The following is a 13381-nucleotide window of genomic DNA, read 5'->3' as shown; positions in this document are numbered from 1 at the left end:
GCGAGGCGGAACGCGTCAAGGGGTGTGCGTCGATCCCAACTCGCCCCACCTCTTGACGTGTTGATTGCCGTCCTAAAACATTCGGGAAACTCGATTGGTTCTGCGCGGTTCTGTTCACTCCCGAAGGGAATCCATGTCCAGCAGACATCGCCTCGCCCCGGCCTGGGCGGTCGCCATCCCTCTCGTCCTCGGCGCGGGACTCGTGACCGTGCCTCCCGCCGCTGCCGCCGAACCGCCCGGCAGCGCGGTCACGGTACGGATCGACCCGTCCTACCGGCAGCAGGAGTTCGAAGGGTGGGGGACGAGCCTCGTCTGGTTCGCCAACATCACGGGCCGCTACCCGGAGCCCATCCGCCAGAAGCTCGCCGACATGCTGTTCGGCGAGGACGGCCTCCGCCTCAACATCGCGCGCTACAACATCGGCGGCGGCAACGCGCCCGACGTCCGCAAGGACTACATGAAGACCGGCGCGACGATGGACGGCTTCTGGAAGGCCCCGGCGGGCACCACCCGGGAGGACACCGACTGGTGGAACCCCGACGACCCCGAGCACTGGGACTGGTCCGCCGACCCGGGACAGCGCTGGTGGGTGGACCGGGTCAAGAACAAGGTCACCAAGTGGGAGGCCTTCAGCAACTCGCCACCCTGGTTCCAGACCGTCAGCGGCTATGTCTCGGGCGGCTTCGACGCCAACACCGACCAGATACGGCCGGACCGCGTCGACGACTTCGCCGCCTACCTGGTCAAGGTGACGGAGCAGCTGGAGAAGAAGCACCGCATCGAGTTCGACACCCTCGCCCCGCTCAACGAGCCCAACACCAACTACTGGGGCACCCAGATCGGCCCCGACGGACAGCCCACCGGCGGCCGCCAGGAGGGCGCCCACGCCGGCCCGGAACTCCAGCAGAAGGTCGTACTGGCCGTACGCCGCGCCCTCGACAAGGCGAGGACCCGCGCCACCGTCTCCGCCATGGACGAGACCAACCCCAGCACCTTCGTCCGCAACTGGAACGCCTACGACAGCTCCGCCCGCGCCGCCGTCGACCAGCTCAACGTGCACACCTACGGCACCGGCATGCGCACCAGCGCCCGCGACAGCGCCAAGGCCGCCGACCGGCCGTTCTGGATGAGCGAGGTGGAGGGCACCTGGGGGAGCGGCACCGACTTCACCGGCATGGAGCCGGGGCTCGGCATCGCCACCCGGGTCGTCGAGGACATCCGTGAACTGGAGCCGTCCGCCTGGGTGTTGTGGCAGCCCGTGGAGGACTCCATCCCCCAGGCGCAGGCGGGCAAGAACTGGGGCAGCATCCACATCCCGTTCAACTGCACGGCGAAGGACACCCTGGAGAGCTGCCCCATCCGGGCCAACACCAAGTTCCACACCCTGCGCAACTTCACCCACCACATCCGCCCCGGCGACCACTTCGTGAAGGCCGACGACCCCTCCAGCGTCGCCGCCGTACGCAGGTCCGGCCGCGGAGCGACCGTCGTGCACGTCAACAGCGGAACGGCCCCGCGGGCCGTGACTCTGGACCTCTCGCGCTTCGGGCGCGTCGTCCCCGGTGCCAAGGTGACCCCCGTGGTGACCAGCGCCGACGGAGCCCTGGTACGCGGCGCCCCGGTGAAGGTGAAGGACGATGCCGCCACGCTGACCGTCCCCGCGAAGTCGGTCACGAGCTTCCTCGTCGACGGTGTCTCGGGTACCGACAAGGACGCCGCCCTCGTCCAGCCCGGCCACGCCTACCGCCTCCAGGGCGCCCAGAGCGGCAAGTCCCTGGCCCCGTCCGCCGACGGCAACGGCGTCGTCGTCCGTACGGCCGATCCGGCCGCCAAGTCACAGCTGTGGTCCGTGAAGCAGCTGACCAAGGGCGACGGCAACCGGGAGCGCTACGCCCTCGTCAACGCCGCCACGAACACGCGGCTCGCCGTGCGTGACAACGAGGCGGTCCTGGAGGAGAGCGACACGACCGCCGCGCGGTGGATCATGTCGACCACCGGGGACGGGACCTGGACCTTCGTCAACGCCGCCACGGGCCGCCTGCTCGACGTCGTCGGCCAGTCGACCGCGGACGGCGCACGCGTATCGGCCTACCTGCCCACCTCCAACGCCAACCAGCGCTGGGCCGTCACCGACGAGACGGTGCTCCGCACCCGGCAGGCCAAGGCGTTCACCGTTCCCGGCCGCACGCCCGAACTGCCCGGGACCGTGACACCCGTCTACCGGGACGGCGCCCGGGGATCGCTTCCCGTGCGGTGGACGCTGCCCTCCGAGTCACGGTGGGGCAAGCCCGGAACCGTCCGGGTGAAGGGCCGGGCCACCGACGCGCTCGGCCGGACCGTCCGGGCCGAAGCGGTCGTCACCGTGGACACCATCGCCTCGACGCTCCCGGCCCGTGCCAAGACCTACACCGGCGGACGCCCCGACCTGCCCACCACCGTCAGCGGCGTCGGCCGGCACGGCGGCACGGCCGACCTCCCGGTCACCTGGGACCCCGCCCCCGACGGCGCGTTCGACCAGGCCGGGGTGGTGACCCTGCGCGGCACCGCCCGGGTCCCCGGCGGAACGACGGCAGCGGCGGCCGTACGTGTCCAGGTCACCGCGCCCCGGGACACGAACGCCGCGCTCGACGAGGGCGTGACGGTCGGCGCGACCTACACCGAGAGCGGCTACTCAGCCGAGGGCCTGCGCAACGGGAACACGTCCGAGAAGGCCTGGTCGAACTGGAGATCAGGCACGAAGAACCCGGCCGACACCATCACCTTCACCCTGCCCGAGGCACGTGATCTGACCCGGGTCGTCACGCACTTCCACCGCGACGGCGGCAACCTCAGCCTCGCGCAGTCCCTCAAGGTGCAGGTGCGCGGAGCCGACGGCACCTGGGCCGACGCGAGCGACGAGGTCGCCGTGGGCACCGAGGGCACGCCGGTGGCCGACGTCCCGGTGCGCGCCACCGGCCCGGTGACCGGGGTCCGGGTGGCCATGACGGCACGCCCGGGCGGCTACATCACCCTCGGGGAGATCGAACTGCGCGCCAAGGCACCGGGAGCCTCCGCCGACTCAGCCGCCGCGGCGATCGAGGTGGACGGCGAACCGCTCGACGGCTTCGACCCGGACCGGACGAGCTACCGCGTGGCCGCCGACCGCCCGGACCGGGCGAGGATCACCGCCACGCCCCGCGACCCGTACGCGACCGTGACCGTCCGCAAGGAGACATCGCGAGCGGCCGTCGTGACCGTGAGCAGCGAGGACGGCTCGCAGACCCGGCAGTACCGGATCGAACTGACCGGCTCCTGACGCACGACGACGCGGGGCGTGCCGTCCTGGCACGCCCCGCGTCGCCGGCCGGGATCAGACCGCCGGAGCCGGGTACGTCGGGTACTCCACGCCGGACACGTGCTGCACGACACGGATGACCTGGCACGAGTAGCCGAACTCGTTGTCGTACCAGAGGTAGAGGATCGCGTTGTCGCCCTCGACCTTGGTCGCGCCGGCGTCGACGATCGAGGCGTGGCGCGAGCCGATGAAGTCGCTGGAGACCGCGTCCGGGGCGCTGATGAAGTCGATCTGGCGCTTCAGTGGCGAGGTCAGGGAGACCTCACGGAGGTAGTCGAGCACCTCCTGGCGGGTGGTCTCGCGCGCGAGCTGCAGATTGAGGATCGCGATGGAGACGTCCGGCACCGGCACCCGGATGGAGCTGCCGGTGATCTTCGCCTTCAGCTCGGGCAGCGCCTTGGAGACGGCGGAGGCGGCACCGGTCTCGGTGATGACCATGTTGAGCGGCGCGCTGCGGCCCCGGCGCTCGGACTTGTGGTAGTTGTCCAGCAGGTTCTGGTCGTTGGTGAACGAGTGGACGGTCTCCACGTGGCCCCGCTGGACCCCGAACTCGTCGTCCATCGCCTTCAGCGGCGGCACCAGCGCGTTCGTGGTGCACGACGCGCAGGACAGGATCTGCTCGTCCGGCTTGATCGTGTCGTGGTTGACGCCGTGCACGATGTTCGGGACGTCGCCCTTGCCTGGCGCGGTCAGCACGACCTTGTCGATCCCGGGGCGCAGGTGCTGCGACAGGCCCTCGCGGTCGCGCCACTTGCCGGTGTTGTCGATGAGGATGGCGTCCTTGATGCCGTACGCCGTGTAGTCGACCTCGGACGGGTCGTTCGCGTAGATGACCTTGATCTCGTTGCCGTTGGCGACGATCGTGCTGTTCGCCTCGTCGACGGTGATCGTGCCCTGGAACTGGCCGTGGATCGAGTCGCGGCGCAGCAGCGAGGCGCGCTTGACGATGTCCTCCTCGCCCCCGCCGCGGACGACGATGGCCCGCAGCCGCAGACCGTTGCCCGAGCCGGACTTCTCGATGAGCAGCCGGGCCACGAGCCGGCCGATGCGGCCGAACCCGTAGAGGACGACGTCACGCCCCTCGCGGCGCTCGATCTTGTTGGCCCCGGTGGCACCGGCGACGGCCTCGGCGGTGAACTCCGCGATCGACAGACCGCGGTCGTCCTCGCGGTACGTCGCGGCGAGCATGCCGATGTCGATCTGCGACGGACCGAGGTCGAGCTCGGCCAGGGTCGTGAGGAACGGCAGCGTCTCGGTGACGGAGAGCTCCGCGCCCGCGATCTGGCGGGCGAACCGGTGGGTCTTGAGGATGCTGACCACCGACTTGTTCACCAGGGAGCGGCTGTGCAGCAGGACGGTCACGTCCTGCTCCCGGTGCAGCTTCCCGATGATCGGGATCATCGACTCCGCGATCTCCTCGCGGTGCTTCCAATTGGTGAACGAGTCGTCGTTGACAGTCACAGATCCATCTTTCGAGCTAGGCGGCGCTCATATGTTAAACCGTCGATTTCCCGATCATGAAGGGGGTGCCTCCGGATCCTTCCGCGAGCCGCAGCCGACGTGGCCTGAGACGATCGAAACGGAGCTTCCGCGCGAAAGGGACGCTCATGGAGTACGACGCCGTGGCCGACGAGCTGTACGCCCTGCGGCCGGAGGAGTTCACCGCGGCCCGCGCATCCGCCGTCGCCGCCGCCCGTACCGCCGGTGACCGGGACCTGGCCGAGCGGATCGGCGCGTTGCGCAGGCCCAGCCTCGCGGCCTGGGTGGGCAACCTCCTGGTCCGCGGTCTCCCCGGCGAGGTCGAGTCCCTGCTCCGCCTGGGGGAGGGCCTGCGGCAGGCCCACCACGACCTGGACGGCCCCCAGCTGCGCGAGCTGAGCCGGCAGCAGCACGCGATCGTCCGCGCCCTGTCCGCCCAGGCCCGGCAGCTCGCCCTGGAGGCCGGTCACCCGGTCGGCGACGGCGTGCTGCGCGAGGTCGAGAACACCCTGCACGCCGTCCTGGCCGACCCCGAAGCCGCCCGGATCTGGGCGAGCGGCCGGCTGGTCAAGCCGCTCAGCGCCACCGTCGGCTTCCCGGTCGTCGGGGAGCGAGCCGTCACGCGGGGCGCCGGGGCCGAGCGTCGCCCGTCTGCATCGGCTGCCCCTTCCCGCTCGAACGGGAAGGCGGACGGGGAGCGCCGGCGGCTGGCCGAGGCCCGGCGGGCCGCCGAGGCCGCCGAGCGGGAGCTCCGGGCACTGCGGGACGAGGCGGCGGCCGCCGGCCGGGCCGTACAGGAGGCGAAGGAGCAGGAGGACCGCCTCCGGCGACGTGTCGGCGAGCTCACCGAGGAACTGGAACGCACCAGGGGCGAGCACGAGCAGGCCCGCTTCGCCCAGCGGTCGGACCGGGAACGGGCGCGCACGGCGGACCGCCGCGTCCGCGAGGCCGATCGCAAGGCCGCCACGGCCACCGCCAAGCTCGAACGCCTGACCTCCACGAACGCCTGAGCCTCCGTCAGAGGGAGAGAGCGCCGGTGGCGAGGGCGCCGGCGGTCATCACAAGCGTGGTGGCGAAGGCCCAGCGGAAGATGAACCGCTGGTGCTCGCGCGGACGTCGTCCACGTCGCCCGCCGGGCGCGGGCGACGCCGCCCGCGCGGTGGGGCCCCACCGCCTCGTCGCCCGGGCGGACGTCGTCATCTCACCCTGCGCGCCGGGCGGCTGCGCGAGTGGGATCTCGACTGGGAGGCCGTGCACCGGACCAACCCCCAAGACCGGTCGACGAGGTCATGGCCGCGACGGCACGAGCGGTGCTGACACGCCACGGACGCGGCTGACCTCCGCCGACGGCACCCCACGACACAATCGCTGTGACGGAGTTCACAAACCTGCGATGAAGCCCGCCACACAAGGCCTCACGAACACGACACCAAAATTGAACCGTTCGTTTTCTTGAACCAGTCGTGTTTGTGCCGTTAGGTTGTCCGGCATGACCGCATCCCGGAACCCGACCACCGCCGAAGAGCTCCGCGGTGCCGGCCTGCGGGTGACGGCCGCCCGTGTCGCGCTGCTCGAGACCGTGCGGGACGGTGACCACCTCGGAGCCGAGGCGATCGCCTCCGAGGTCCGCGGCCGCGTGGGCCACATCTCCGTCCAAGCCGTGTACGAAGGGCTCCACGCACTCACCGCGGCAGGCCTCATACGCCGCCTCGACCCCCCGAACAGCCCGGCCCTCTACGAAGGGCGGGTCGGTGACAACCACCACCACCTCGTCTGCCGGTCGTGCGGAGCCGTCGCCGACGTCGACTGCGCGGTCGGCCACGCCCCTTGTCTGACCGCGTCCGACGACCGCGGCTTCGCCGTCGACGAGGCCGAGGTCATCTACTGGGGCCTGTGCCCCGCCTGTTCCACCGCACGCAGTTCCTGAGCAATGTGATCCACCCGAGCACTGTGATCCACCCCGTCCGGAAGGATTTCCATGACTGAGAACCACGACGCGATCGTCACCGACTCCAAGTCGGAGGAGACGGGAGGCGGCTGCCCGGTCGCGCACGGCCGCGCCCTGCACCCGACCCAGGGCGGCGGCAACCGCCAGTGGTGGCCCGAGCGGCTCAACCTGAAGATCCTTGCCAAGAACCCCGAGGTGGCCAACCCGCTCGGTGGGGACTTCGATTACGCCGAGGCCTTCAAGAACCTCGACCTCGACGCCGTCAAACAGGACATCGCCGAGGTACTGACGACCTCGCAGGACTGGTGGCCCGCCGACTTCGGCAACTACGGCCCGCTGATGATCCGTATGGCCTGGCACAGCGCCGGCACCTACCGCATCAGCGACGGCCGCGGCGGCGCCGGCGCCGGCCAGCAGCGCTTCGCCCCGCTCAACAGCTGGCCGGACAACGGCAATCTCGACAAGGCCCGCCGTCTGCTGTGGCCGGTCAAGAAGAAGTACGGCCAGTCCATCTCCTGGGCCGACCTCCTGATCCTCACCGGCAACGTCGCCCTGGAGCAGATGGGCTTCGAGACCTTCGGCTTCGCCGGCGGCCGCGCCGACGTCTGGGAGGCCGAGGAGGACGTCTACTGGGGCCCCGAGACCACCTGGCTCGACGACAAGCGCTACACCGGCGACCGCGAGCTGGAGAACCCCCTCGGCGCGGTCCAGATGGGCCTGATCTACGTCAACCCCGAGGGTCCGAACGGCAACCCGGACCCGATCGCCGCGGCCCGCGACATCCGTGAGACGTTCCGCCGCATGGCGATGAACGACGAGGAGACCGTCGCCCTCATCGCCGGTGGCCACACCTTCGGCAAGACCCACGGTGCCGGCCCCGCCGACAACGTCGGCGCCGACCCCGAGGCCGCCTCCATGGAGGAGCAGGGCCTCGGCTGGCGCAGCACCTACGGCACGGGCAAGGGCGGCGACGCCATCACCTCCGGCCTGGAGGTCACCTGGACCACCACGCCCACCCAGTGGAGCAACGGCTTCTTCAAGAACCTCTTCGAGTTCGAGTACGAGCTCGAGCAGAGCCCGGCCGGCGCCAACCAGTGGGTCGCCAAGGACGCCCCGGAGATCGTCCCGGACGCGCACGACTCGTCGAAGAAGCACCGCCCGAAGATGCTCACCACCGACCTGTCGCTGCGCTTCGACCCGATCTACGAGCCCATCTCCCGCCGGTTCTACGAGAACCCGCAGGAGTTCGCGGACGCCTTCGCCCGCGCCTGGTTCAAGCTGACCCACCGTGACATGGGCCCGAAGTCCCTGTACCTCGGCCCGGAGGTCCCGGCGGAGACGCTGATCTGGCAGGACCCGCTGCCCGAGGCCGAGGGCGAGACCATCGGCGCCGAGGACATCGAGACCCTGAAGACCAAGCTCCTCGAGTCGGGCCTTTCCGTCTCGCAGCTGGTGTCCACCGCGTGGGCCTCGGCGTCCACCTTCCGCGGCAGCGACAAGCGCGGCGGTGCCAACGGCGCCCGCATCCGCCTGCAGCCGCAGCGCGGCTGGGAGGTCAACGAGCCCGACGAGCTCGCGCAGGTCCTGCGCGTCCTGGAAGGCATCCAGGAGGAGTTCAACTCCGGCGCGAAGAAGGTCTCCCTGGCCGACCTGATCGTCCTCGGTGGCTCCGCCGCCGTCGAGAAGGCCGCCAAGGAAGCCGGCTTCCAGGTGCAGGTTCCCTTCGCCGCGGGCCGGGTGGACGCGACGGAGGAGCACACGGACGCCGAGTCCTTCGAGGCGCTCGAGCCCACCGCCGACGGGTTCCGCAACTACCACGGCAAGGGCAACCGCCTGCCGGCCGAGTTCCTGCTGCTCGACAGGGCGAACCTGCTCACCCTGAGCGCTCCCGAGATGACCGTCCTGGTCGGCGGCCTGCGCGTCCTGGGCGCCAACTACCAGCAGTCCCAGCTCGGCGCCTTCACCAAGACGCCCGGCTCGCTGACGAACGACTTCTTCGTCAACCTGCTCGACCTGGGCACCGAGTGGAAGTCGACGTCCGAGGACCAGACCACGTTCGAGGGCCGCGACACCGCCACCGGCGAGGTCAAGTGGGCCGGCAGCCGCGCCGACCTGGTCTTCGGCTCGAACTCCGAGCTGCGCGCGCTCGCCGAGGTCTACGCGAGCGACGACGCGAAGGAGAAGTTCGTGAACGACTTCGTCGCCGCGTGGGTCAAGGTCATGAACCTGGACCGGTTCGACCTGGTCTGATCACCCCCGCCTGAACAGGACGCCCCCGGATCGGCCCGGGGGCGTCCTGCTTTTTTCCTGAGAGACCGTCAAAGACCGTTCAAGGTAAGAACATCACTTACCCAACTCTCACCATGAAACGGCAAGGAACGCGGCCGGGCGCACATCCGGGCGTACGTTCTGGTCGTGAACACAGATTCCGCTGCCCACAGAGGCGCCGGCCGTGAACCGCACCCCTTCGCCGGTCCACGGCCCACCACCGGTGGCACCGTCCGCCGCACTCTCCTGCGCACCGCGCTGACCGGGGCCGCAGCCCTCGGCGCGGGCCTCGGCGCCGCCCGGCCGGCCACCGCCGCCCCCACCCGAGGCGCACGGCCCGGCACCCCGGCCGAAGCCCTCAAAGAGCTGGCGGCGGGCAACCGCCGCTGGCGCGCCTACCGCGAACGCCACCCGCACGAAACCCCGGAGATCCGGCGCACGTTGGCCACAGCTCAGCACCCCTTCGCGGTCGTGCTCGGCTGCATCGACTCCCGCGTCCCCCCGGAGCTGGTCTTCGACCAGGGACTGGGTGACCTGATGACCGTCCGCACGGCCGGTGAGGTCCTGGACGAGGCAGTGCTCGGCAGCGTCGCCTACGGCGTCCTGGAACTCGGCATACCCCTGGTCGTCGTGCTCGGGCACCAGTCGTGCGGCGCGGTGCGTGCCGCTGTCGAGGCCGAGGGGTCCGGGAGCCACCTGCCCGCGCACATCCAGTACCTGGCCGACCAGATAAGCCCGGCCATAGACCACGGCAAGGAAGGCGACGCCCGCATCGACGCGACCGTCGACGCGAATGTCAGGCTCGTCCGCTCCAAGCTGGAAGCGGAGCCCGACCTCGCGGCCAGGATCACCACCGGCAGGCTGGCGATCGTGGGCGCCCGCTACGAACTGACCGACCAGACCGTCCGCCCCGTCCGTTGAGAAGCTGCCCGGTCCGCCACACGTCTCGGCGGACCGGGCAGGCAGGCCGTCACGCCTGCAGCGGATTGAAGCGCGCCGCCGCCATCAGGTACCAGGCGGTCGCCCCCGTGTGCCGGTACGGGTAGTAGCCGAAGCCGAACCCGGTGTCCAGCGGACTGCTCGCGGATACGACTCCGGCCCGCTCGGGGAGGGCCTTGCCGCCGACGGTCTGACCTCCGCCCAGCAGATCCTGGGCCTGCTCGATCGAGGCGATCAGGCGCCGGGCGCGTGCCTCGTCACCACGGTCCCGCAGGGCGAGCGCCAGGTGAGCCGTCCCCTCGAACCACACCGCGTCGCGGTCGGGTCTGGGCTGGCCCTCGGCGATCGGCGCGTCCTCGTTGGCCACGAGGCTCGCCGAGCTGAAGGTGACCCCCTCGTACGACTGCCCCGCGGGCACCGTGCTGTTCCTGCGCCCGGCATGGTCCAGAACGGCGAGCTCGGCCGCGGCCCAGTCCAGCGAACGCGAGGAGCCACGGCCGGCGGAACCGAGCGCGAGATGGGTCCAGGTCTGTGTGTCCTCCGGGACCGGGGACTTGTTGACGGTCACTCCGTCGTTCGTGCCGGTGTAGAAGAAGCCCCCGGACGGCTCCCACATCCTCCGCACGAACGCCTCGGCCCGCCCGCGCCGCTCCCGCCACACCCGGTCCCCGGTGAGCCGGGCGAGCCTGCCGAAGAGACACACCAGGTCCGTGTTGTGCTCGGTGGAGGTGAACGGCAGCTTCTGGTTCTCCCCGTCCACCCCGAACTTGTAGCCGCCGAGCGGCTCGTCGGTCCGCCCGGTGCGCTCGATCCACTCGCCGATGCGTACGGCACCGGCGAGGAAGCGGCGCGCCTTGGTGCGGCTGGCGAGGGCGCTCAGCGCGATCCCCGCCCAGGCCATGTCGCCCACCGCCGTGCCGGTGAAGCCGAACTGCGTACCGACGTTGGCGCTGCCGTCCGCCCGTACGAATCCGTCGGGCTGCCGTGAGCCGTCGTAGAAGGTGTACGGCCCGACGTTGTAGGCCTGCCGGAGCCTGCCGTCGTCGTACGCCGGGTCGTGGGACTGGGCGTAGAGCAGGGCGTCACCCAACGCCATGGCCCTGCTGAGACCACCCGGGGTCCGGGCCGCGAGGTGGGCCAGGATCGCCAGGGCGTTGTCGTAGGTGAACGCGGTGCTGAACAGTCCGGCCTGGTCGGTGTAGCTCTGGGTCAGCCGGATGCCGCCGTGGTCGGGGTAGGCGTCCATGGCCGCCGCGAGGAAGGCCCGCCCCCGAGCCGGGGCCGATCCCCGGCCGGTGCCGGCCGCCACGGCCTGTCCCGAGCCGGCCGCGGCAAGCCCCAGGGCACTGATGCCGAGTCCGGCACCGATGAGCGAACGCCGGCTGAACGCCGGGCCTTGTCTGCCAGTCATGGATCTCCCTTGAGAGCGCTCTCAGCACTGCGCGCTCATTCTGCTGACGCCTCAGGGAGGGGTCAACGCCCCGGCAGGAAAGGAGAGTTCCAAGTGAAGACGAACGACGGGTGGATCACTCGCACACGATCTCGTCACGCGGGGTGTAGTGGGTGCGGTACGGCTCCCGCTTCACTTCCCTGCCGTCGTTGTAGAAGACCCGCTCCACGGTGACGTCGAACCCTTCGAGCGGCGTCTGCGGCACGCACTCCTTGTCCTTGCTCACCTTCTTCGACGGCTTCTTCACCTGGGTGCGCGGCCCCTTGACCGACTTGATCTCGTCGTACTCGCGGGTGCCGAGGAAGCTGACGGTCACGGACGTGTCCGTGGACTCCGCCTGGATGTAGATCGCCTTGCCGGAGTCGTTGGTGAATCTCAGGTCCAGGCTGCCCCAGGCGACCGTGGCCTCGCGGCCCTCCGGGTAGCGCTCGATGTAGAAGGAGTGCGCGCCGTGCTCCACGGGCTTGACCCCGGCGAAGAACAGGGCGTTGTACATGGTCGTCGCCACGGCGGAGACGCCGCCGCCGGACGCCTTGGTGAACTTGTCGTCGAGGATGATGATGCCCTCGACGAAGCCGTTCGCCTCGGTGCGCTCGCCGACGGTCCGGTTGAAGCTCCACGTCTCGTCCGGGCTGACGACGGAGCCGTTGATGAGTTCCACCGCCCTGCCGATGTTCTTCGTGCGGTACTCGGCCGGTTCGAAGTGGACCGTGAAGGAGGACATCTTCTCCGTCAGCCCCAGCTCCGGGGCGTTCTCCCGGGTCACCTCCGGCTGCGTCTCGCGTACGGCCACCTCGCCGTCGCGGTCGACGCCCGATCGCGTGAGCAGCGGCAGCACCGCCTTGCCCAGCGCCTTGTCGGTGACCTCCCGGCCCACCCTGGCGTCCTCGGCGACCACGACCTCCTCGCCGTCCGCGCTCAGCCTGGCGTTCTCGGCGGTGGTGGTGACGTCGTCGAGCGGGCCGGCCACAGCGGGGTCGGTGCGCAGCCCCTTGGCGTCGAGCTCCGGTCTCAGTCTGCCCCCGGCGTCCGGCCGCATCGTCAGATGCTCGCCCAGCACGTCCGGGCCGACCGTGAACCGCTTGCCGCCCGCGGTGAGCGTGACGGGCGCCGACACGGCCGGCTCCGCGAAGGTACGCACCGCCCGCCCGACCTCGTCGGCCGTGACCTTCGGCCGCGTCTCCCGGACGGGCAGCGACGTGACCGCGCCGGCGTCCCCGCGCAGGAAGGAGTCGCGCAGGGGAGTGACCGCGGCGTTCACGTCCAGCGCGTACCCCGTGCGCGCTGCGACATCCTCGACCCGCCCGCCGTCGAAGGAGACGGCACCGTCACGGACCTTCTGGTCGAGCCCCTTCGCCAGCCGCCCGAGGGCTGCCCGGGCCTTGTCCTCGTCCAGGCGTACGACCGGCTCGATCACACCGCCCGAGCGGAAGAACCCGCCGAACACGCTGAGCGGATCGGCACCGGTGCGCGCCGCCCGGTCGACGGTCTCCCGGACGTCGAAGGAGAGCCCGGCGCGCCGCGGATCGACCGTGCCCGTGCGCTCCCCGACCTTCACGGGCAGGTCCCGCGCGCCGTCCGCGCCCAGGTGCCGATCCAGCTTCCGCACCGCCTCCGCGCGGCTCAGCCCTCCGATCTCCACCCCGCGCACGGTCGTGCCGGTGTCGATCTCCCCGCCCGTGAGCATCAGCCCCGCGAGATACAGACCGCCCACCCCCACGGCCAGCGCGCCGCCGGCCAGGGCGAAGGGCGGGAGGGACGTGATGCGTGGAACAGAGGTTATTCGGGGGCGCATGGGTCTCCTGAAGATCGATACGAGGGTGCACCCGATGACGCGACACTGCTGCGGGCAAACACATCAAGCTATCCACAACCGGGCGGCAAACCGGTATGGCCCAGACCACTTATGTCCGAGATCACGTCGGAACCGGCGGGAAAGCCCACCCTGCACCGCACGGCCACA

At 70.6% G+C, this 13381-nt stretch carries 9 protein-coding genes; 5 read left to right on the top strand and 4 right to left on the bottom strand.

What is annotated here, in order from left to right; translation table 11 throughout:
• Positions 1-133 precede the first annotated feature (133 nt).
• The gene (locus ACFZBT_RS22745; RefSeq protein WP_391106183.1) at positions 134-3295 is read left to right on the top strand and encodes a glycoside hydrolase; all 3162 of its coding nucleotides are present in this window, start codon (positions 134-136) and stop codon (positions 3293-3295) included.
• A 54-nt stretch (positions 3296-3349) separates the two neighbouring features.
• Here ACFZBT_RS22745 and ACFZBT_RS22740 read toward each other — a convergent pair whose 3' ends face one another.
• Positions 3350-4795: a glyceraldehyde-3-phosphate dehydrogenase gene (locus tag ACFZBT_RS22740; RefSeq protein ID WP_391106181.1), complete on the bottom strand. Its 1446-nt coding sequence runs from the start codon at positions 4793-4795 to the stop codon at positions 3350-3352.
• 146 nt (positions 4796-4941) lie between these two features.
• On the opposite strand from ACFZBT_RS22740, the gene ACFZBT_RS22735 reads away from it, so the two are divergent.
• Positions 4942-5823, top strand: a complete 882-nt coding sequence (locus ACFZBT_RS22735) for a hypothetical protein (RefSeq protein ID WP_391106179.1) — start codon at positions 4942-4944, stop codon at positions 5821-5823.
• 7 nt (positions 5824-5830) lie between these two features.
• Here ACFZBT_RS22735 and ACFZBT_RS22730 read toward each other — a convergent pair whose 3' ends face one another.
• Positions 5831-6013: a hypothetical protein gene (locus ACFZBT_RS22730; RefSeq protein ID WP_391106177.1), complete on the bottom strand. Its 183-nt coding sequence runs from the start codon at positions 6011-6013 to the stop codon at positions 5831-5833.
• 289 nt (positions 6014-6302) lie between these two features.
• Between ACFZBT_RS22730 and ACFZBT_RS22725 the strand changes: the two genes are divergently transcribed.
• The 3 genes from ACFZBT_RS22725 to ACFZBT_RS22715 all read left to right on the top strand — a co-directional run bounded on the left by ACFZBT_RS22725 (position 6303) and on the right by ACFZBT_RS22715 (position 9950).
• Positions 6303-6740: a Fur family transcriptional regulator gene (locus ACFZBT_RS22725; protein WP_184586573.1), complete on the top strand. Its 438-nt coding sequence runs from the start codon at positions 6303-6305 to the stop codon at positions 6738-6740.
• A gap of 51 nt (positions 6741-6791) precedes the next feature.
• Positions 6792-9011 carry a catalase/peroxidase HPI gene (gene katG / locus ACFZBT_RS22720; RefSeq protein ID WP_391106174.1) on the top strand — a complete coding sequence of 740 codons (2220 nt, stop codon included), beginning with the start codon at positions 6792-6794 and terminating at the stop codon, positions 9009-9011.
• A gap of 165 nt (positions 9012-9176) precedes the next feature.
• Positions 9177-9950, top strand: coding sequence for a carbonic anhydrase (locus ACFZBT_RS22715; RefSeq protein WP_391106172.1), 774 nt, complete (start codon positions 9177-9179; stop codon positions 9948-9950).
• 49 nt (positions 9951-9999) lie between these two features.
• On the opposite strand, the gene ACFZBT_RS22710 is transcribed toward ACFZBT_RS22715, so the two are convergent.
• Complete coding sequence (locus ACFZBT_RS22710; protein WP_391106170.1) at positions 10000-11379, bottom strand: Tat pathway signal sequence domain protein; 1380 nt, start codon at positions 11377-11379, stop codon at positions 10000-10002.
• A 115-nt stretch (positions 11380-11494) separates the two neighbouring features.
• Positions 11495-13213 carry a VanW family protein gene (locus tag ACFZBT_RS22705; RefSeq protein WP_391106168.1) on the bottom strand — a complete coding sequence of 573 codons (1719 nt, stop codon included), beginning with the start codon at positions 13211-13213 and terminating at the stop codon, positions 11495-11497.
• Between the last annotated feature and the right edge of the window lie 168 nt (positions 13214-13381).

Origin of the sequence: Streptomyces sp. NPDC008137 (genome assembly GCF_042957035.1) — a bacterium.
Lineage (GTDB): Bacteria > Actinomycetota > Actinomycetes > Streptomycetales > Streptomycetaceae > Streptomyces.
This window is presented reverse-complemented; position numbering and strand designations above follow the sequence as displayed.

Bases quoted from the DNA above. Each gene is read 5' to 3' on its own strand.
- ACFZBT_RS22705 (WP_391106168.1), bottom strand. From the start codon at position 13,213: ATGCGCCCCCGAATAACCTCTGTTCCACGCATCACGTCCCTCCCGCCC.
- ACFZBT_RS22725 (WP_184586573.1), top strand. From the start codon at position 6,303: ATGACCGCATCCCGGAACCCGACCACCGCCGAAGAGCTCCGCGGTGCC.
- ACFZBT_RS22745 (WP_391106183.1), top strand. From the start codon at position 134: ATGTCCAGCAGACATCGCCTCGCCCCGGCCTGGGCGGTCGCCATCCCT.
- ACFZBT_RS22710 (WP_391106170.1), bottom strand. From the start codon at position 11,379: ATGACTGGCAGACAAGGCCCGGCGTTCAGCCGGCGTTCGCTCATCGGT.
- ACFZBT_RS22735 (WP_391106179.1), top strand. From the start codon at position 4,942: ATGGAGTACGACGCCGTGGCCGACGAGCTGTACGCCCTGCGGCCGGAG.
- katG (WP_391106174.1), top strand. From the start codon at position 6,792: ATGACTGAGAACCACGACGCGATCGTCACCGACTCCAAGTCGGAGGAG.
- ACFZBT_RS22730 (WP_391106177.1), bottom strand. From the start codon at position 6,013: ATGACGACGTCCGCCCGGGCGACGAGGCGGTGGGGCCCCACCGCGCGG.